This is a genomic window from Paenibacillus azoreducens, assembly GCF_021654775.1.
Taxonomy (GTDB): Bacteria; Bacillota; Bacilli; order Paenibacillales; family Paenibacillaceae; genus Paenibacillus_AQ; species Paenibacillus_AQ azoreducens.
In genome coordinates this window covers 3,785,902-3,805,984 of the sequence record NZ_AP025343.1, presented here as the reverse complement: position 1 = coordinate 3,805,984, position 20,083 = coordinate 3,785,902, and the positions used below count along the sequence as shown (strand labels likewise).

At 47.1% G+C, this 20,083-nt stretch carries 16 protein-coding genes and 2 pseudogenes; 16 read left to right on the top strand and 2 right to left on the bottom strand.

Annotated elements, in window-relative coordinates; translation table 11 throughout:
• Nucleotides 1-177 precede the first annotated feature (177 nt).
• Both L6442_RS16710 and L6442_RS16705 read left to right on the top strand, forming a co-directional pair.
• Entirely contained in the window at nucleotides 178-1,344 is a 1,167-nt protein-coding gene (locus L6442_RS16710; protein ID WP_212979300.1) for an MGDG synthase family glycosyltransferase, read from the top strand.
• 24 nt (nucleotides 1,345-1,368) lie between these two features.
• Complete coding sequence (locus tag L6442_RS16705; RefSeq protein WP_212979299.1) at nucleotides 1,369-1,974, top strand: Crp/Fnr family transcriptional regulator; 606 nt, start codon at nucleotides 1,369-1,371, stop codon at nucleotides 1,972-1,974.
• Here the strand turns inward: L6442_RS16705 and L6442_RS16700 are convergent.
• Nucleotides 1,961-2,674, bottom strand: coding sequence for a DUF4386 domain-containing protein (locus L6442_RS16700; RefSeq protein ID WP_212979298.1), 714 nt, complete (start codon nucleotides 2,672-2,674; stop codon nucleotides 1,961-1,963). The genes L6442_RS16705 and L6442_RS16700 overlap by 14 nt on opposite strands.
• Before the next feature lie 243 nt (nucleotides 2,675-2,917).
• Here L6442_RS16700 and L6442_RS16695 point away from each other — a divergent pair, with 243 nt between their 5' ends.
• Nucleotides 2,918-4,093 (top strand): DUF4272 domain-containing protein, encoded by a 1,176-nt coding sequence (locus L6442_RS16695; RefSeq protein WP_212979297.1) that lies wholly within the window; start codon nucleotides 2,918-2,920, stop codon nucleotides 4,091-4,093.
• A gap of 337 nt (nucleotides 4,094-4,430) precedes the next feature.
• Here the strand turns inward: L6442_RS16695 and L6442_RS16690 are convergent, their stop codons facing one another.
• Nucleotides 4,431-5,513, bottom strand: coding sequence for a hypothetical protein (locus tag L6442_RS16690; protein ID WP_212979296.1), 1,083 nt, complete (start codon nucleotides 5,511-5,513; stop codon nucleotides 4,431-4,433).
• Nucleotides 5,514-5,835: 322 nt separating this feature from the next.
• Between L6442_RS16690 and L6442_RS16685 the strand changes: the two genes are divergently transcribed.
• The 13 genes and pseudogenes from L6442_RS16685 to L6442_RS16625 all read left to right on the top strand — a co-directional run bounded on the left by L6442_RS16685 (nucleotide 5,836) and on the right by L6442_RS16625 (nucleotide 20,075).
• Nucleotides 5,836-6,306, top strand: a complete 471-nt coding sequence (locus L6442_RS16685; protein WP_212979295.1) for a GNAT family N-acetyltransferase — start codon at nucleotides 5,836-5,838, stop codon at nucleotides 6,304-6,306.
• Nucleotides 6,307-6,442: 136 nt separating this feature from the next.
• On the top strand, nucleotides 6,443-6,928 hold the full coding sequence (locus tag L6442_RS16680; protein ID WP_212979294.1) for an RrF2 family transcriptional regulator: 486 nt from the start codon (nucleotides 6,443-6,445) through the stop codon (nucleotides 6,926-6,928).
• Between the two features lie 206 nt (nucleotides 6,929-7,134).
• Complete coding sequence (locus tag L6442_RS16675) at nucleotides 7,135-7,692, top strand: GNAT family N-acetyltransferase (RefSeq protein ID WP_212979293.1); 558 nt, start codon at nucleotides 7,135-7,137, stop codon at nucleotides 7,690-7,692.
• Between the two features lie 283 nt (nucleotides 7,693-7,975).
• Nucleotides 7,976-8,587 (top strand): annotated as a pseudogene (locus L6442_RS16670) (multicopper oxidase domain-containing protein); the annotation flags it as partial.
• 1 nt (nucleotide 8,588) lies between these two features.
• Nucleotides 8,589-9,158, top strand: a pseudogene (locus L6442_RS16665) (response regulator transcription factor); the annotation flags it as partial.
• On the top strand, nucleotides 9,155-10,570 hold the full coding sequence (locus L6442_RS16660) for a sensor histidine kinase (RefSeq protein WP_212979291.1): 1,416 nt from the start codon (nucleotides 9,155-9,157) through the stop codon (nucleotides 10,568-10,570). The pseudogene L6442_RS16665 and the gene L6442_RS16660, both read left to right, overlap by 4 nt.
• A complete protein-coding gene (locus L6442_RS16655) occupies nucleotides 10,557-10,769 on the top strand; it encodes a hypothetical protein (RefSeq protein ID WP_194232393.1) in 213 nt (70 codons plus the stop codon). Before L6442_RS16660 ends, L6442_RS16655 begins: the two co-directional genes overlap by 14 nt.
• 250 nt (nucleotides 10,770-11,019) lie before the next feature.
• Nucleotides 11,020-11,628, top strand: a complete 609-nt coding sequence (locus L6442_RS16650) for a class I SAM-dependent methyltransferase (RefSeq protein ID WP_212979290.1) — start codon at nucleotides 11,020-11,022, stop codon at nucleotides 11,626-11,628.
• Nucleotides 11,629-12,683: 1,055 nt separating this feature from the next.
• The gene (locus L6442_RS16645) at nucleotides 12,684-14,213 is read left to right on the top strand and encodes an extracellular solute-binding protein (protein WP_237099950.1); all 1,530 of its coding nucleotides are present in this window, start codon (nucleotides 12,684-12,686) and stop codon (nucleotides 14,211-14,213) included.
• Nucleotides 14,131-16,044: a cache domain-containing sensor histidine kinase gene (locus L6442_RS16640; RefSeq protein ID WP_237099949.1), complete on the top strand. Its 1,914-nt coding sequence runs from the start codon at nucleotides 14,131-14,133 to the stop codon at nucleotides 16,042-16,044. Before L6442_RS16645 ends, L6442_RS16640 begins: the two co-directional genes overlap by 83 nt.
• Nucleotides 16,045-16,172: 128 nt before the next feature.
• The gene (locus L6442_RS16635; RefSeq protein ID WP_212979288.1) at nucleotides 16,173-17,861 is read left to right on the top strand and encodes a response regulator transcription factor; all 1,689 of its coding nucleotides are present in this window, start codon (nucleotides 16,173-16,175) and stop codon (nucleotides 17,859-17,861) included.
• A gap of 193 nt (nucleotides 17,862-18,054) precedes the next feature.
• Nucleotides 18,055-19,011, top strand: coding sequence for an ABC transporter permease (locus L6442_RS16630; protein WP_212979287.1), 957 nt, complete (start codon nucleotides 18,055-18,057; stop codon nucleotides 19,009-19,011).
• A gap of 140 nt (nucleotides 19,012-19,151) precedes the next feature.
• A complete protein-coding gene (locus tag L6442_RS16625) occupies nucleotides 19,152-20,075 on the top strand; it encodes a carbohydrate ABC transporter permease (protein WP_212979286.1) in 924 nt (307 codons plus the stop codon).
• Nucleotides 20,076-20,083: the final 8 nt, after the last annotated feature.

Below are 20,083 nucleotides of genomic sequence, written 5' to 3'. Positions count from 1 at the left end.
GTGAACGCGAAGATAGATAAGCTCCTGCAGTCATACTCATCATAAACGCAAATCCGGGCAAAATTTCATTAGAAAACAATGAGAATGTTTATTTTTAATGAAATTCTCACATACCAATTCTATACTAAGTACAAGTCGAAATCTTTTCAGACCGATAAGCTTACAGGAGGGATCATTGTGAACATCCGCCATCCTCGAATTCTGATTATGACAGCCGGCTATGGAGAAGGTCATTTACAAGTATCCCACGCCCTGAAACAAGGTTTCCTGTCTAAAGAGATCTACAGTCTGCACATTGTTGACCTCATGAAGGAAGCGCATCCGATCTTAAACTCGGTATCTTCCAAACTGTACCAAATGAGCACCTACTCATCCCAATTCGGTTTGGATTATTACGGATGGAGTTATTACATGACGCGGGATACCAATCCAATTGGGTCCGTTAATCGGTACTTAAACGCCATTGGAAAAAGAAAAATACTGGAAATGATTGAAAACGCGCGGCCGGATGCCATTATTAATACGTTCCCATTCGGCGCAGTCACGGAAACAAGCAGGAACTTCTCCATTCCTACCTCTACTGTCATTACCGATTATACCTTGCATTCACGGTGGATCCATCCGGATACCGACAAATATTATGTCGCCACCGAAGCGCTTGAGAGTGAGCTGATAAAGGACCACGGGACGGCTCCGGATCGTATTTGCGTGACCGGAATTCCGGTACGTGCCGCTTTTTACCATACTGCGACCGCGGCGACGATGTCCAGCCCAGTTGAACCCCGCATGGCTCGCAATAGAGTCCTGATCATGGCGGGATCTTTTGCCGTATTTCATCATATTGTGGAGCTTGTGCAAATGCTGTTGGAGAAGGGGAACTGCGACATTGATCTCGTATGCGGGCGGCATGATAAAATGGTTATGAAGCTGCGTTCGCTGTTCCCGGATCGTTTGGATGTGAACGTATTAGGTTATGTAGAGCAGATGCATGAGCTGATGGCGGCGTCATCATGTATCGTGACCAAAGCAGGCGGAGTTACATTATCCGAAGCTCTCGTTTTGAAGGTTCCCGTCTTTATTTTAAAGCCGTATGGCGGACAGGAGCGTGAGAATGCACAGTTTTTCCAACAGAACGGCCTGGCGGATATCGCTTACGATACCCGGGAGCTGGGAGAAAAAATGATCCATTTTCTTCATGATCCAGCTGCTTCGGAACGAATCAGAAACAAGATGGCTTCCATGGATAGAGGAGAGGCGGCTAAGCAAATCGTTGAAGATACGCTGCTGATGATTGACGAGCGTCAGCGTCTTCGCGGACTTCCCCTGTTCGCCGTAAGAAAATGATGAATAATATGAAAGGAAAGAAAAATGAAGGAAATATTGTTCAAGTACATGACTAAATTTACATCCCTTAGCGAAGAAGAACAACAGGCTATTCTTGAGGATATCGTTATTGAGGAATATAAAAAAGGAACAGTTCTCCTTAGACAAGGAGATGTTCCCACTAAATGCTATTTTGTGTTAAAGGGATGCGTAAGACAGCATTCGATTAATGAAACGGGAAAAGAGGTCACATCCAATTTCTACACCGAAGAGCAAGCCATCTCGATTTTCAATTCCCATAAACAAGATAAGTCATCCGAATATACCTTTACTTGTCTTGAAGACTCCGTATTGGTCGTTGGCGACCTTGCGATTGAAAAGAACATGTATAACAAATATGAGCAATTGGAATCGATGACACGCAAGATGATCGAGGAAATGTTCGGCCAGGTCCAAGATGAATATGCCGCTTTTATCGCTTCAACACCTGAAGAACGCTTCAAGTCGCTATTACAGAACCGCCCTGATTTAATCGATCGCGTGCCCCAGCACCAATTGGCAAGTTATCTCGGAATTACGCCAGAGTCATTAAGCCGAATCAAGAAGCGGATTCATAAAGAAAATGGTGAAGCAGATATCAGGTCGTTATAGGGGCTTTCCCGCCTTTGAACAACATCCATAAACCAAAACCCAATTCTCCTGCAATCATTGGCACCGTGAATATAAATTTCAGTGTTGTAATGATCCCGTCGAATTGCGGAAGAAACACGTTACATAAATGAATGAGAACATAGCCTATACCGGCAATCACCAATAAAATGCTAATAATTTTAGGTATTATGTCTGCTTTGAAAGTTATACAACCGATAATCAGCAGATGCCCGCCAAATATTATTAAACCAATAGACCACATGGACTCAAAAGCTCCCAAATACAGCAGAGCTTGTGCTTGAAGCTGATCGGATAAAGACAATTGATCCATACTATTCGAAAGCAGCAGCACAAATAATAAATTCAATATGGCTATTCCCAACATAGCCGCATAGATAAGACGGAACCATGCAGCGAGCAGCGAAAGGCTTTGATGAATTGGCTTCAGGAAAATATAGAAAGCCCAGGCGACCACGATGTCACAAAGCAGGATGATGACCCATCCAAAGATTTCGGCTTTGAAAAGTGAACTTGATGAAATGATGTTATGAAATGTGGAACTGGCATCTCCCTGTACCACAAGGCTTGCGTGGACAAATCCATACGAAAAAAATGAAGCAAGTGTCATCATGATCAGCGATATGCCTGCAGTCAAAGCAGTTTTTCGCTGATCCTTTTGTTGTTTTCTTTCGGTAATCATCAAGTAACCTCCTAGAGTTCTGTAATTGATTTTATTGTAATCGGGAGGTTATGAACGTTCATTGACTTAAATCAAGGGAAAATATGCAGCCGAACCACATGCTCGCTGCATTTTTTTAAAAAGTGGCGTCGAAACGTCTATCTGGAGCGCGTGTTCCGCAATGATCCGGATGCATCGCGCATTTGACAGCCTTTTCGGGAGTCGAGTAGTCTAGCTATAGAGAACTCCAAGGAGGTATTGGGTTTGAAATATTTTACTATATTTGCTTCCAGGAATAATATTGACGATCTAGGCGAAAGGATAGCGAATGTGTTCGCGGGTGACCATAAAATCGAGAAAAACGGCAGCGATTATATCGTGCAAACCAATTCGCTATTCAAGAAACGCAAGATGGCGATACGAGTCTTGACCGAGGATACGAATCCCGATTATTTTGCGAGCAATATCCCCGGGATGATGGGGTTTTACGATCGCATTGCTTTTGCTGACGAAAACCGCAAGGGATTGGTGCTAACGCAAATTTCCGTATTCAATACGGTGGTTGCGCTGGAAGCGGACAAGGAGTTGGACGCAGGACAGATCCAACTGTGCATGGCATTGCTGTCCGGAATGGAGGGAATCGGTTTCTTGCAGGACGGAACGTTGCTCGACAGCGACGGACAAGTCATTGTTTATCCGGACGGAACCTCGGGTCCTGCCGACTTCAGCCCTCGGGCCTGCACCAATAAAGTCATGGGGCCGGAAGTGAAGTCCGAGGAAGGCGAGCGGAGAAAGCGAGCGTCCATCGCCTATATACGGGAACGCAATATCCCGCATCTCGAGACGTTGCCAGAGCTTCCGCCCGCGGCGGATTGTTTGTGGAAGTCGGAAGAGGATATTGCCAGAAGGGCCGTTGCACTGCTGATCGTGATCCAGTACGCTTGCGATGTGGCCCAGGGCGGGGATCTTGCGGCATCAAAAGATTTCGTGACAGAGATGCTGCGGAAATTCGGCGTGGAACGTCACCTGACCGACAACGAACGCGAGCTTTTGCAGGACGAAAATCCGGCAGGTCAGGCAGCTGTTAATATAGCTTGGCAGTACGAAGCTTATTGGGCGCTTATCTGGGCGCTCGGTCTAGTGGAATCTCTTGATTTTCCCGACCGGATATGCGACTGCGACTATGCGATTCAGGTCGTCTCCGAATGCGATTCATTCGAAGAGTTTTATCGGAAGACCGCTATGCGCAGCCGGGAGGAAATCATGGACGAAGCCGACAAAATCTACCGTCTTCATTGGGCGTGCGTGAATAACAGGATCAATGGGCAGGAAGCGCCGGCCGGCATGAACGAGAGTATCGTCGTCGAAAGACGAAGAGGGCTGTTCTGGATGATCGGCCGCTTCGATGAAGCATGGGACGATATATCGATGGATACATAACTTCGCTGTACCCGGTCAGGATCAGCAGCGATGATGACCTCATTATATTCCAGGCTCCAAGTTATAAATCAATGGCGAAAGACGGGTCAAAGGGGGCTTACAGTTGTTTACGCCGCTAGCCCCCTTGATCACTCTTGACCGGTTATCGATAAGAAAAACGTCTATCGACGTACTTTCTAGGAAGACAGACCGCATTTAGCGGATGTTTTTCTTGCGATTATAGAATTGTTCAGCTTCGCTGAAAATTTATAAATTCTATAATCTTAAAAAACTGTCCTAGTTCCGCGCTCAGACCTGGAAAGAACAGTTTTTAATATCGTATAGATCATATATCGTACTATTTCACATCACTGTTGGTAAAATAAAGCGTCTGCGGTCCAGCGGCACCGCCGGTCAAGCTCAGCTCGGCCGCTACGGTTTTGCCTTTCTTGTTGACCGTAAACTGTGTAAATTTCCAAGCCATCTGGTAATTCACGAACGGAGACCGGAACAGATCCTTGCCCCAGCGGATCACATAGTGGCCCGCGCCGCCGGAAGGGTTGTCGTACACCGAAATGACTCGCTTCACGTTCTCTTCGTTATTAATGGTCACGTTCAGGTGGTACATTACGCCATAGTTCCCGTTGTTGATAACGGCACCGCCGTCAACCGCGTTCCAACCTTCCTCATATTCGCCCGGCATGCTGTCGCTCCATGGGCCGGCGGCAGCAGAGGAAATGCGGATCAGCGAGTTGCCGCTGGACGTATTGTACTCAAGCGTACCCGTCCGGTCTGCATGCGGGAAGGTACCGCGTACGTGCATATCTTTCGTCAGAACCGGCACGTCGAGCGGATTGGCAGGTTGCTCTTTGTAGCCGAGCGTCGTTACCGTCACCATGGCGTCCCGATGTCCTTTTTGCGTATAAGCTGTAAAATTCGCGATGCCGCTTGCGGTATACGTATTTTCCGTGAGTGCGGTCAGGTAATAACTTTCGCCAGGCTGCAGAATTGCTTCCTTCTTCTGGGCCGCATGATTGCTCATGAAATCGGCCAGCGCCACCTGTCCGGCGATATCCGGATAGTAGTCGGTCGCCAGTCCGATTCCATTAGAGAACAGCATGACGGGCTCGTCGGATTCATTGGTCACGGCAACCGCGACGGTCAGGGGCTCGCCAGTCATATTTTGATGATGCCAGAACACCCGGAACGATCCCGTTACCGAATCCCGGTAATATGCACCTTCCGTTTTCGGAGATTCCGGGGAATCGCTCAGAATCAGGGACCCGCCGGTTCCTGTCAGTATCGGCTTGACCATCGGAACAGCGGGTTTCAGCGATTCGATCGGTACAAGTTCCGCTTCGTCAGCAAGCGCCGTGGCCGATCCGGTAAGAAGCAGGGCGCCCATCAGCCCAATGTGAAGCAGCGATTTCGATTTTTTCATGCTCATTCCCTCCTGAATTTATTGTGGCATCCTTCCAGGTGGCGATCATGAGATGTCATATACGGATGGTTATTCTTTCGCTGGCATTTCGCATATTCCTTTATTTTCGTTCTGCGGCGAAAGGCTCATTTCTTAAAGACAACCCGGTATCTCATTTATCAGTTTTATTGACGTGTCTATGGTTCTACTGTATTTTCATATGTGTTGCATATTATAGGCGGATATCCGTTTTCGAGAGAACAGAATGCCTATTTTCGGGAGATAGAAGAAAAAACTTCGAAAAAAGCACTCTTTGAAGATTGCGTATGTGGAGGGTTACTACATGCTAATAAGAGAGATAGAAGAAAAGGATAATAAGCAAGTTGAGGATCTGATTAGAACCTGTTTGATAGAATTTGGGGCGAATAAGCCGGGAACCGCGTGGACTGATCCGAACTTAGGAGATTTCTATAATCTGTATAAATCCGAGGGCTCTAAATATTGGGTTGTTGAGGAAAATGCAAAAATAGTCGCTGGTTGTGGTATCGGACCCGTAGAGGGCATACCGGATATTTGTGAACTGCAAAAGATGTATGCTTTAAAAGAAGCGCGCGGCACAGGAATTTCAAGCGAGTTACTTAGGTTAGCCCTGGATTTTGCCAAAAAACATTATAAAAAATGTTACCTGGAAACTTTTAATAATATGGTCGCGGCGAACAAGTTCTATAAAAAGAACGGATTCATGCCATTAGAAAAACCTTTAAATGCAACGGAACATTTTGCTTGCGATGCATGGTATATTAAAACTTTATAACGAACATCAAAGCACAATAACGAAAACAAAGATGCCCAGGGAATTATTGAATTATGAAAAGTGAAGCAGATCGGTTATAATGTAGACTTCACAGATCTACGATGTAAACAAACTTTTATGAAAGAAGGAAGCAAACATGCAGTTCTCCAAAAGCACCGATTACGCCCTGCACGCCTTAATTCATTTGGCTCACTCGGAGCATCGTCAAAATGTTGGTATCAAGGAACTAGCTGCAGCACTTGGCGTTTCAGAAAGCTACTTATCCAAAATTATGTCCAAGCTGAGACAGGATGGAATCGTACGCGCAGTACCAGGAGTGAATGGCGGTTATGAGCTTGCTTGGCCAGCCGAGCAGATTACATTTCTTGATGTAATTCAGGTGATCGAAGGCAGGCAGCAGCTGTTCGAATGCTCGAATTTGAATTCGCAGCAGCATCGGATGTTGGCTGAAGAAAAAGCTTCGCAAACGGATCGGGATTGTCACGGACAAAGCGAATGTTTGGTTAAAAGAGTAATGGATGGTGCCGAACAGCATTTGTATCAATACTTGAGGGAGCATACGATCCAGTCGGTGTTGGATGCGGCTTCCAAAGATTGCAGGCATGCCGTAAACAAGAAGTGATATGCTTCTTGTATTTTAATTATGGATATTAAGGGTCCATGGAGGGTTTGAGTGGTGGAAAGTCAATTTCTTGAAATGGAGTTACTTTCAGAATCGTATTCTTAAACTGATTGATCCTCCTTGCCAAATTTAACTGATTAAACTACAATCTAATTAGATATATGTCTAATTAGATTGTAGTTTTGATGCTAAAGGAGAAAGAGAATATGATGCCGCAATGGCCTATGAACTGGGAGACAGATCGATGCGTTATTCGAATGCTGCAGTATGCGGAGGAAAAGACCCTTCAGGACCTGTATGAAAGATCCGCCCCGCTGCCCAAATGGACCGGACAGTCTCTCAACCCGCTCTATATTTCCAATATTTTAAACGGTACCCCTGGGCTTCCTCCGGGCGGAAGCCCGGATCGGGTAGTGTTTCAGCACGCCGCTCATCGGGCAAGCGGGTCGGATGCCGACCCTTCCGCTTTTTTCGAGCTTTACCAAGGCTACCCTGGAGAACGCGATCTGTACATCGGGCTGTTCGCCGTCGATCCATCTTGGCGCGGCCAAGGGTACGGAAAGGAACTCGTTAACGGAATTATCTCGCTTGCCGCCAAGCTTTCTTATGAAACCGTAAGAGCGGCGGTCGATCTCAAAAATTGGGGAGCTCTCCGTTTCTGGATCGGCTGCGGATTCAAGGAGGCTATGAAGGTCAGCGGCGACCGGGAGCATAGTGAAGACTCCTTCGCCAGCATGGAACTGGTATATCGTCTATCGAAATGACGGGCAGCATTATAACCGGTGGAGGATGACTTTAGACAGCGCATCCTTACTTTTTTTGGGCGGTGCCCTTTTAGATGATATGTAGCGTCGATTTGGTGACATCGGCGCATCTGGATGTTTCCAAGTTATCACGAGCATAAATCTCGTCCCTAAGACAAAAGTCTTGGGGATGAGATTTTTATTTGCATAGAATTCCGATATTTAAAATTTCAATTTCTCCATCGTTTCCACATAATTTCTGGTTACAGTATGAAATATCAGAATATGAAGTGGAGGTTGTGTGATGAAGAGTAAGAGCAAATTAAAAATATTCCTTGCAATTGGTATAGTTAGCATCATAATAGCTGGCTGTGCTAATTCTAATGATTTAGATATGATGAAGGGAATGGATCATTCCAAAATGAACGTGGATAGCATCCAGACACAGAGTTCGAATAATACGGGCAGCATCTTCACGGATGAAACAACAAGGGTAGATGGCAAGGAATATACCATTACCGCACAAGCGAGCAATTTGAAGGTATCCAAGGATAAGACTCTGCCTGTATGGACATTCAATAATTCTGTTCCAGGTCCAGAGATTCGCGTTAAAGTTGGAGAAACGGTTAAGATCAAACTAAAAAATGAGCTCGAAGAACCCGTTTCCATTCATTGGCACGGTTACCCTGTACCGAATGAGATGGATGGGATTCCGGGCGTTACACAAGATGCTGTTGTTCCGGGCAAAACTTTCACGTATGAGTTTAAAGCCAGCATTCCAGGTACCTATTGGTACCATTCGCACCAAGATAGTGTCAATCAACTTGATAAAGGCCTCTACGGTGCTCTGATTGTGGAAGATCCGAATGATAGCTACGATCGTGATTACACCCTTGTATTAGATGAATGGATGTCATTCGTTTGATCTTCTGATATTGGATGTGATGATGCCAGGCATGGATGGTTGGCAGGTTTGCAAAGCCATTCGAGAAACGGAAATGATACCGATTTTGATGCTTACGGCTCGATCTGAAACCAAAGATAAAGTCCATGGACTGGGGATCGGAGCCGATGATTATTTAACGAAACCATTTGAACCTGAAGAGTTATTGGCACGTGTCTTTTCGTTATTGAGACGCTCTATGCTTAATCAAGCGCACACGGTTCAAGGATCGACAATAACATTGCATAATCTCCAAATAAATGCAGAAGCTCGTGAAATTCACATTCACGGGGAGGTCGTTGATTTCACGCCTAAAGAGTTTGATTTACTGCTCTATCTGGGTAAGCATAGTCAACGCACTTTTTCGCGGGAAGAACTGATTGAAAGATTATGGGGGTATGAATATATGGGCGATGCCCGTGTCGTGGATACCCATATCAAAAATATTCGAGAAAAGTTACAACGCGCTGGACTAGGTTATGATCCGATACAAACGGTATGGGGTGTGGGTTATAAATTCTCGCCAGACGGAGGAGATCGATGAGCCGGAATAGGATTGGGATGAGACTCGGACTCGTCATTGCTTCGATCGTTTTTATCGTTCTCCTTTTTCTGGGCTTGAGCTTGTATCAAATGTTTTCCAACTTCTATCATGCCGAGATGAGAAAGGAGGTCACCGAGATGACCTCTCATTTCAGGGCAATGGCGGAGACAACGGAGTCGTCGATGGAAGAAATGATACTGACATTTGCGGATTTTTCGAATGTAAGTATGTTCTATATTAACGCATCAGGTGAGATCACCTTTCATTCAGGCGGACATAACGCAGCGGATCGGTCTTTTATTCGGACAGAGGATATACAGCAAATTTTTTCCGGGAAGTCCATCCATTTGGAACACGAAGATCCGTTAGGCAATCGTTATATGGTCATTGGCCAACCGATCTATCAAGATAGTCGGATTTCTTCTGCTATTTATGTGATGGCCTCCATGCAAAGCATGGATAAGTCTCTTATTACAGTGCGAAATCTTATACTCCTTTCAGGTGTCGGGGCTTTCTTACTCGCTATTGGAATCACATGGATTATGGCACTGGTATTTTCGCGACCTCTCATTATGGTGCAAAAAGCGACGAAGAAAATCGCTATCGGGGAACTGGAAACTCGATTAGATATCCATACCAAAGACGAGATTGGTGATCTGGCAGCGGCCATTAATAACTTGGCTTCCGATCTGCAAAGATTTCGAGATACGAGGCAGGAATTTTTCGCTCATATCTCCCATGAGCTGAGAACTCCAATCACTTACTTGGAAGGTTATGCAAAGGTCTTGAAAAACCGTTTATATGAAACGGAGGAAGAAAAGGAGCACTATCTGGATATTATTTATCAAGAAGGTGTACGGATCCAACACCTGGTCGATGATCTATTTGAACTTGCGAAGATGGAGGAGGGACAAATCAGTCTATCCATGGAGCGGGTGGACTTGAAGGATGTGATAAAGCAAGCTGTAAGAATGGTTTCGTTAAAAGCAAAGGAGAAAGGAATCGAACTCATCGTCCATCCTGTCGCATCTGTACCATTAATCCGTGGCGATAGGATGCGCATGGAACAAATTGTACTCAACCTGTTGGAGAATGCGGTTCGTTATACCGAAGACGGAAGGATTGAAATCCATCTCCGGAGCACTCCTGACTCACTCTTATTTTCGATAGAGGACACGGGGATTGGGATCCCTGAGGATGAGCTGCCATATATTTTTGATCGCTTCTATCGGGTAGAGAAGTCAAGATCGCGGAAAACGGGTGGTACAGGCCTAGGGTTATCCATCGTGAAGAAATTGGTGGAGCTGCAAGGAGGGACGATTCAAGTAAGCAGCAAGAGGGAGATTGGTACGCGCTTTACGGTTACATTCACACTCCCGACCATGCAGGAGGAAAAAGATGAGAAAAGTTGACTGGCTAATTGCCGCGTGCTTTATCGTCATCGGGTTGATGTGTTTAACCGTGTCTGCTTTATACTATCCAAACAATTCTTCTTCGGGTGGATGGAGCGTTTTCAAATCCGTTTGCATTTGGATGGCGGTAATTGGGGTGGTCATCTATACAATTTATCGAATCGTTCAGTTCAAACGACGGCAAGGAAAGAGAGAGTGACTTCGATGAGGGGGTCACTTTTTCGTCTACATTGCGACTGCGAGATTGGTAGAAAATTGACTTCCTTTGTGCATAACAACTCGCTCGAAAACCATTATTTTACATAATAGAAATTCAGTGTTATTATATAATATGGTAATAATTACTAGTATTACTATTTTTGATTATCAGATCTGGCTGCTTCAAATCATTGTTTCTCTATTGCTGATTGGTAACATGAAAGTTAAATAAGCATTCGGGAGGAATCGGAATGAAAAGCATGAAAATACCAGATTATATTGAGAGCACTCAACAACAATGGGATGAGGAGTACCGCTCCAGAGTATGGGACTATTTGGCCGATATCACGGAGTATGCCAGATACTCCATCGTGTACGGCTACATCCGTAAATTCCTTGCCAAAGAAGGCATTCTCGACATGGGATGCGGTACAGGCATATTGTTCGATATGCTTCTTGGCGAGGAAAAGGAAGGTTATCTTGGCGTGGATCTTTCGCAGGAAGCAGTCCAAATAGCTGCGGCTAAGACGTCCAGGAATATTTTCCGTTGCGGTGATATTAACCAGTATGTACCCGAAAAGCTATATGATGTAATCGTGTTTAACGAGTCTTTGCAGTATGTGCCCCATACTTCTGACAAGTTACTTGAATATTCCCGATTTCTTACTCCAAACGGCGTTATCATCTCATCACTATATTCCCATAAAAATACACAGGACCCGGACTTTGCGATGATTGAACGTAAAATCGAAGAAATAGAGCAGTCTGGATATTTTGACGTTGTGGACAAGGTTAGTCTATTCAATCACAATGCAGGCTTGAAGTGGTATATTCATCTGATGAAAAGAAAAAGCATGTAAACTAAAAAATCAGTCCTTTTATAGGGCTGATTTTTTTCTTGAAAAGACCGTTATATGATCGTCGCTATTTTCTTGTGGTTATGAGAATGGCTCTGTCATTTCAACCTTCAAGTACCAACTCATTCCTCATTTGAGTGGTGTAACTATGTTACAAGTGGATTTTTCAAACGAAGCGTTACTTATCTATTACAAAATACAACTTACCGGCATTTAATAGAATATCAGAAAGTGAGGTGATGAAACATGTCATGTTCATGTGGAAGCAATAACTCTCAAAAGAAGGGCTCCAAATCGTCTAATAGCGGTCGCAGACGCCGCCGAATAAGTAGAGATATTGTCATTCTAAGATTCATTGATGTAGCGGCAACGATCACCGACTTCTCGATAACGGGAAGCGCGGAACCATGCACTCCGTTAATCGCTGTAGGAAGAAGGGTTAGTGAAGCCAGACATTGTCTGCTGTTAAGTGGTTTTATTATACAGGAAAGAACGCCAAGAACATTGGTGTTTGTTCGAACCAGATTAAGAAGGAATATAAAGACTACTAAAAAATAACCCAAACACTGTGAAAGTGAAAGTTCAACATTGAGACGCAACGAAGCAGCGGGGAGAACGAAGCCAATCCGTAAAAAGCGGTAGCGGTCGCCTAAGAGCTTTTCGACGAAAAGCTCACATTGAAAGCATAAGCTTGTCCCCGATATATCTTCCTTTAAGATGAATTCGGGATATTCGGGGGCAACAGCGATTAGAGGAATGCTTCGTTCCGCAGCGTCTCATAACAGGCAAAAGGGCCATCAGGGTGCCGATCAAGTACAATTTGATCGGCTCATTTTGTATGATAATGGAAAGAATGCATGGTCATTGTCCCAAGCAGGAGTTAAAAAGTCTTAAAAATGTATAAACGAAAGGAGAGGGACAGGTTGGAGCAGCAAACAGAAGAAAGAAAAGTAAGTGGGGTAGGAAATAGGAGAGCCATGCGATCTCCTTTGTATACGCTTTCACCAGAGGGCAGGACAACCAGAATCCAGCGAATGATTTCATTGAGGGGAATCGGGATGAGAACAGGGCTTGCATGTTTATTGATGCTGCTTGGATGCAGCGGAAATACAGGGAAAATGGAAGTTGCGGACCAGAAGTCAGATATACCGAAGATTACTGTCGTATTGAATAGTCTGGGCATTGGCTTCCCCGATCCGCTGACGGAAAATGACAATCCATACTTATTCGATATCGAGGCGAAGACGGGCTTGCGGGTGGAAGTCATTATTCCCCCATCGCATCGGTATGAGGATCGCGTCGGCGTCATGATGATGTCGAACCATACGCCGGATCTGATCAGTATTGCAGATGCAAATTGGGTATCCTTCTACGCGCGCAAGCAGATGCTGACGCCGCTCGATCAGCTGCTTGCCCGATATGCACCGAAGCTGAAAGAGCGTATTCCGCCTGAAATATGGGAGCAGGTATCATTTAACGGACAAGTGTATGCTCTCCCAAGTCTGAACGAAGGAATAGGGCTGGAGATGATGTATATCCGCAAGGATTGGCTGGATCGCGTCGGCCTCAAGTCCCCGACTACGCTTTCGGAAATGGTGAACGTCATGCGCGCCTTTTCATCGCTTGATCCGGACGGCAATGGCATACGGGATACATACGGAACCAGCTTCATTGAAGAGCTGGGGCGTTCCTCGCCATGGTTCGGCGCGTTTGGGGTGCAGCTTAACCAATGGATGGATAAGGACGGCCAGCTCGTATATTCCAATGTTCAGCCAGAGATGAAAGAAGCGCTTGCCTTTTTACGAACGATGGTACAAGAGGGGCTCATTGATCCGCTTTTCCCTATTCAAACGCAGCAAGGATTGGAAAGACAAGTTATCGAAGGGAAGCTGGGGCTGTTCACGGGCACATGGTATGATACCCGCGGCGTGCTGGAGAAGAGTAAAGCCCACGATTCACATGCGGAATGGGTCTCCATCCCTTTCCCGAAGGGCCCTCACGGGAGTGGAACCTATGCTTTGCCGCCAGTCCGGACTTATCAGGTGATTCCCGCTTCTAGCGCCCATGCCGTGGAGGTGCTGAAGCTGCTGAACTATATTGCGGGAGAGGGACGCGATACGCTCAAGCTAGGATTCGAAGGAGAAGTATGGACATGGGAGAGTGGGGAGCGGGTAACGGATATGGAACGTCATAATCAGGATCATTATCGCGGGCTTTATGCCAATCTTGCAGATATCCCGGATGAATCCTATACCCGTTCCCGGCTTGATTCAATAGGCCAAGAATACCATTTATACGATAATCTCCGGTTTGCTTCCCAGCATGCTCGCCAAAGCTCTTACCGTTCCCTGCCGACACCAGCCATGACAAGATACGCCCCTCTTCTGTTGAAGAAGAACGATATGCTCATTGATATTGTACTTGGCAACCGGCCGCTGGACGACTTCGAGACGTACGTGTCTGAATGGATGAATGAGGGCGGACGTGAAATGACGAAGGAGGTCAATGACTGGTATCACTTGGGGCGCAATCAGCCTGGTGATCAGCAGCAGCGTCAGTCTGTTAATGGACAAAAGAACGGAGGGTGAGTGCGTGATGCTGAAATATGTATACAATCGAATTCGCCAGCGGATCCAGTGGCGGCTGACCATTTATTTCGTGCTGATCCTCATTCCTTTGGTGTTATCGGGATGGTTCCTCAACAAACGCTCGCAGGAGCTGCTGTTGTCAGAGACAACCGCACGTACCGAAAGTGCGATGCATGCACTTATGGACAATATTGAGCTGACGCTGCAGAACGTAGAAGAGCTGTCCGCGATGTTGTCGACCGATTCAGAGATGAATGATGTACTGTCGAACGCCAAGCGGAAGCTGGAGGCAAAGAATGTCATGGCGCTGGCGAAGATGAAGCGCAAACTGGCTAATTTTCTGTCGATCCATCCGATGTTCTCTCAAATTGCTATATATCATGACCATTCCAATTCGGTTATTTCGACACTTCACGGGGTTCTTCCCGTTGAACGCGCGGATGAGCGCATTTGGTTGCGCCAACTGCTGAACGGTCTGGGAACAGGCATGATGTTCATTCAACCGGATGAACGAATAGGCGCAGGGAAGCCATTTGGTCAAGCGTTCGGTGCTGACAGCCTGGCAGTCGTTCGGGCGATGGACATATACAACCCGAACCGTGAACGGCACGCATTGATTATTAGCTTGAATATGGAACGCTTGCAGCAATACATACGTTCCGTCAAGCCTTCGGAACAGGCCGAACTGCATTTGTATACGGCTGACGGCAAGTGGGTAGCAGGCACGGCTCAGCGTCCCGACTCCTATCAGGATTATATGGCCAGAGCGGAAGCAAGCAATCAAGTGCTGATTCAAGCAGTATCGCCATATTATGGCTGGACACTGACCTTATCCCAGCCGAAGAAGGAGTTGTTCGCTCAGTCGCGTCAATTGGAATATTACGCGGTATTCATGATCGTGCTTAGCGTCGTGCTTGCGCTCGTTATGGCGTACAGCATCTACAAGAGCATCGCGGCGCCAATGCGGATGCTGGCTGTCGGATTAAGAGCGATAACGGGCGGCAAGCTGGATGTGCGGCTTAATTCGACAAGACAGGATGAATTCGGTCTAGTCACACATTTATTCAACCATATGGCATCTCAGCAGCAGCATCTCATTCATGATCACTATGAACAGAGTCTGCGGCTTGCCAATACGGAGTTGAAGCTGCTTCAATCCCAAATTCATCCCCATTTTCTGTACAACACGCTTGATTCGATCTATTGGATGGCCAAGCATTCGGAAGCGGAGGATATTTCCGAGATGGTGCTTCATCTGTCGCAGTTTTTCCGTCTAAGCCTAAGCAAAGGCAAGGATGTACTTACCGTAAAGGAGTGTGTGGAGCACTTGCATGCTTATATCCGCATTCAACAAATCCGTTTTATGGACCTATTTCGTGTTGAATACGATATCGAGCCGCGCGCAGAGAAGCTCACGCTTGTCAAGCTGCTTGTGCAGCCAATTGTGGAGAATGCGATTATCCATGGCTTAGAGAAATCTTCACAGGATCAGGAGATGCTGCTGCGCATTACAATACGGCTGGAGGTAAGTGAAGGAGGAGAAAGTCTCATCATTGCAGTTAATGATACCGGCACGGGGATGACCGAGGAGACGCGTGCGCGATTGCAGGCGGAACTCTCCGCCGTATTACGGCAGCCGGCGGAACATAGCGTAACGGCAAGCGGAGATACGGGAGCCGGTTATGGGCTTCGCAATGTCGCCGCGAGAATGCGCCTAAATTACGGACCGCGCGCGAAAATTCAAATTGACAGCATATGGAGGAAGGGGACCACGGTAACGCTCGTTCTTCCCTTGTCTGAACCGTATTCGGTAAGGCACCAGGCAAGCTAGGCCTTGATCCGGAGTTCTTTTGCCGTGATTTTAGCTCAAGCGGTTAATTTGCAGATGATGTTGTAGATGTCATTGATGTTATCCAATCTACACCCGAAATTTATGTCAGCTTCTGAAGGAGGGGCCAGATGAACCTGTTAATTGTGGAGGACGAGCTGCGGCTGCGGCAAAGTTTGACGGAAATGATGCCTTGGGAGCAGGCAGGCATCACGGGAGTAACCGCGGCGGCAACCGTAGAGGAAGGAAAGCGGTGGATGCAGTTGAAGAGGCCTGATATTCTGCTCGTGGATATCCAGCTGCCAGATGGAGACGGCTTGGCCTTGTTGAGGCATGCGATAGAATGGAATCCCGAGGTGAAGGCGGTGGTGCTTAGCGGTCACGATCATTTCCCTTATGCGCAAGAAGCGCTGTCTATTGGAGTGAGGCAGTATTTGTTGAAACCTGCCGGACAGGATGCGATTCTGCAGGCGGTTACAGACGCCGTCACTGAGCGTCGCCGGGAAATTCAGCGCAAGCATGATTATGATATGCTTCGTCAGCAGTGGCACAGCCACTTGCCCGTGCTGCGCCAGCGCATATTGCGTCAGGGGCTGGACGGAACCTTATCGGTGAAGGCCTTGACGGAGCGAATGGCAGAGCTGGGCATCGTCCTGAACGAGGATGAACGTTATGCGGTTATGGTGATCGACCCCGATCCTTATCCGCAGGAGCGTGTGAAAGCATTCGGGGGAGATCGCGGCCTGATGCATTTCTCGGTCGGCCAAGTCGTGGAAGAAACGATGACCGGGATGGAATATGGCTCCGTGCTTGTCTGCCATGAGGTGGATAGACCGCTTGTGATCTTATTCCGCTATCCGCCAGAGGAAAATAGTCAAGGGCGAACGGCGTTGATGCCGAGTGATGCTGCGGAAGGTGATGGACATTGCAAAATGTCCGACGGCGATGTCATGATCGGCCTTCATGCCCTGGCGGGTAAGATGCTTGAATACATCAAGGCATCATTGAAGCTTACTGCCAGCGCAGGCATCAGTTCAACCTGCGGGGGACTTGCCGATGTAGCGCGCCTGTATAAGGAAGCGGAATTCGCCCTCAGTCAGCGTCTCGTGCACGGAGGGGATATTGTTATTCCATATCGCAATAATGTTCTTGCGGAAACGGGAAAGCCTTCCGCTGTCTTCATATGCAGCGAGCAATGGGAACGGGAATTGGATATCGCTTGGAATACTGCCGATGAACAGCTGGCAATGGAGGTGGCCGTGGCCTGGATCAGTGCGGTGTGCAGCATTCCGGAGGCGGAAGTGTTCAAGGAGCAGATGATGATCCTGCAGTCGTGGATTATTACCTGGATGCGCAAGCAGGGATGGTCCCCATCAGGGGTCTTAGGGGAAGATGCTAGATGGTTCCTCAATACAGCAGAACTGCGAACGAATCAGGAATGGAGCGAATGGATGCATAGTGTCATGCGTCGGATTAGCGAGGAAGCATGTATGGTGCGTCGCCGCGGCGGCAACCGCTTGGTGGCAGAAGTGAAGGAACTGATCGAATGTGAGCTTCATACAGAGCTGACGCTTCAGGACGTTGCGGATCGGCTGTTCATCAATGCTTCATATTTGAGCAGGCTGTTCAAGCAGGAGATGAATCAGCCTTTCTCATCCTACCTACTTGCGCGACGCATGGAACGGGCTAAGGAGGCGCTCTTTCGAGGGGAACGGGTATATCAAGCAGCGCAAGCGGTGGGATTTCGCGATGTAAGCTATTTTACGAAGGTATTTCGCAAACATTGGGGCGTTACGCCGAGCGATTGGAAGCGGAGATGAATGTAGCAGGGTATCGCCCAGCTTTTACTTCCATATGTTAGATATCATTTTACCAGAAGAAGTCATGGCTTTCCCGTGTTCGAATTCGGATGGATGCCGTACGCTAGAAGCAGGCAGAGGCAATGCAAGGCAAGTCAAGGTGATCACGAATATAGGATGGGTGCTTGCTTATACCAAAGAAAGGGTGGGAGCTATGGCTAGGCTGAAATTGGACAATGCTCCTCGCTTGCCTTCGCCGTCATATTGGCGAAAGCTGCGGGGCGACATTCGGAAGGATTGGGACTTGTACATCGCGCTTTTGCCCGGGATTGCCTTTCTTCTTCTGTTCAAGTACACACCAATGTATGGCATCGTCATTGCGTTTCAGGACTTCAATATTTTCAGCGGAATCGGGGACAGTCCTTGGGTAGGGTTCGAACATTTCGAACGGTTGTTTCAATCGCCGAAGTTTGCACAGGTGTTCTGGAATACCTTTATGATTTCCGTACTTAAAATCGTGCTCCTCTTCCCGCTGCCGATCGTGCTTGCGATTCTGCTGAACGAGCTCACAAAAATGTGGTTCAAGCGCCCGGTGCAAACGATTATATACATGCCTCACTTCCTGTCTTGGGTTATCGTCAGCGGGCTGTTCATGGATCTGCTCTCTGTCAATGGCGGGCTGGTGAATCGGATCATCGAATGGATGGGAGGAGAACCGATCAAGTTCTTTCTCGACAACAGCTTCTTCCGATGGCTGCTTGTGAGCACAGCGGGTTGGAAGGAAGCGGGATGGGGGACAATCGTATATTTGGCTGCCTTAAGCTCTATCGACCCGCAGCTGTATGAAGCGGCAAAGATTGATGGGGCGAACAAATTCAAGCAAATTCTGCACATTACGCTTCCGGGGCTTGTGCCAGTCATTCTGCTCATGTTTATTCTTCGTCTCGGTAGTATTTTGGAGGCCGGAACAGAGCAAATTCTCGTCATGTATAATCCTGTCGTCTACAACGTGTCGGATGTTATCGGAACGTATGTGTATCGTACCGGCCTTGGCGAGCAGAATTACAGTTTCGCGTCTGCTGTTGGGCTGTTCGAATCCGTTGTTGGATTTGTCCTTATCGTGGGCGGAAATTATATCAGCCGGCGTTTTCTGAATCGAGGCATTTGGTAGTTTGACATTTGACAGGAATCTGGAAATTGTAACTTGCACTCCTCGCAGAGAGCATACGCTTCATGTTCCTCAGTCTTCTCAGTGCTGAAAACGGGTCTGTTTAAACAGAAACTTAAGAAGAAAGGAGGTTCGGCGTAAGGATGGAACGTCAATGGATTACTGCGCGGAGAACGAGATCCGCCATTCGAATGTCGGTCGGGGAACGGATATTTCATGTGTTCAACTATCTCTTTTTTGCCTTGGTATCATGGACGACATTGTTCCCGTTCCTCAATTTGCTTGCCAAGTCGCTTAGCAGTGAGGAAGCTGTCATGTCAGGAAGCGTATCCTTGTTCCCGGTCGACATTCAGTTTGGTACATACCTGTATGTATTAAGCGATTCCCAATTCATGAGGGCCTTTCTCGTCTCGGTGACGATCGCGCTGGCGGGAACGGCGCTCGGTCTGCTCATGACTGCGCTTGCCGCTTATCCCTTGTCTAAACCTAGGCTGCGCGGCCGCAAGTTTTTTATCCTGATGTATGTATTCACCATGCTATTCAGCGGCGGCCTTATTCCGACGTATTTGCTGATGCAGCGGCTGAACCTGGTCGATACGTTATGGGTGCTCTTTCTGCCGAGCATGATAAGCGTGTTCAACATGCTGATTATAAAAAATTACTTCGAATCATTGCCGGAAGAACTGGAGGAATCGGCGAAAATGGACGGAGCGTCCAATCTAACGATTCTGTTCCGCATTACAGTTCCGCTGTCCTTGCCGGTATTCGCTACGATCGCGCTCTTCTATGCGGTTGGATTCTGGAACGATTATTTTGCCTCCATGATCTATATCAACACGTCAGAATTGAAACCGCTTCAATTGTACTTAAAGGAGCTGCTCGTCCATTCCAATATTACGTATCAGGACGGGGGCCACGTGACGAACGTCGATGCGGTCATGAACACGACGCCTCAGGCCATTCAGGCTGCTTCGATTCTCGTTGCTACTTTGCCTATATTACTCGTATATCCATTCCTGCAAAAGTATTTCGTGAAAGGGGTGCTGATCGGTTCCGTAAAAGGTTAGGTACTGTG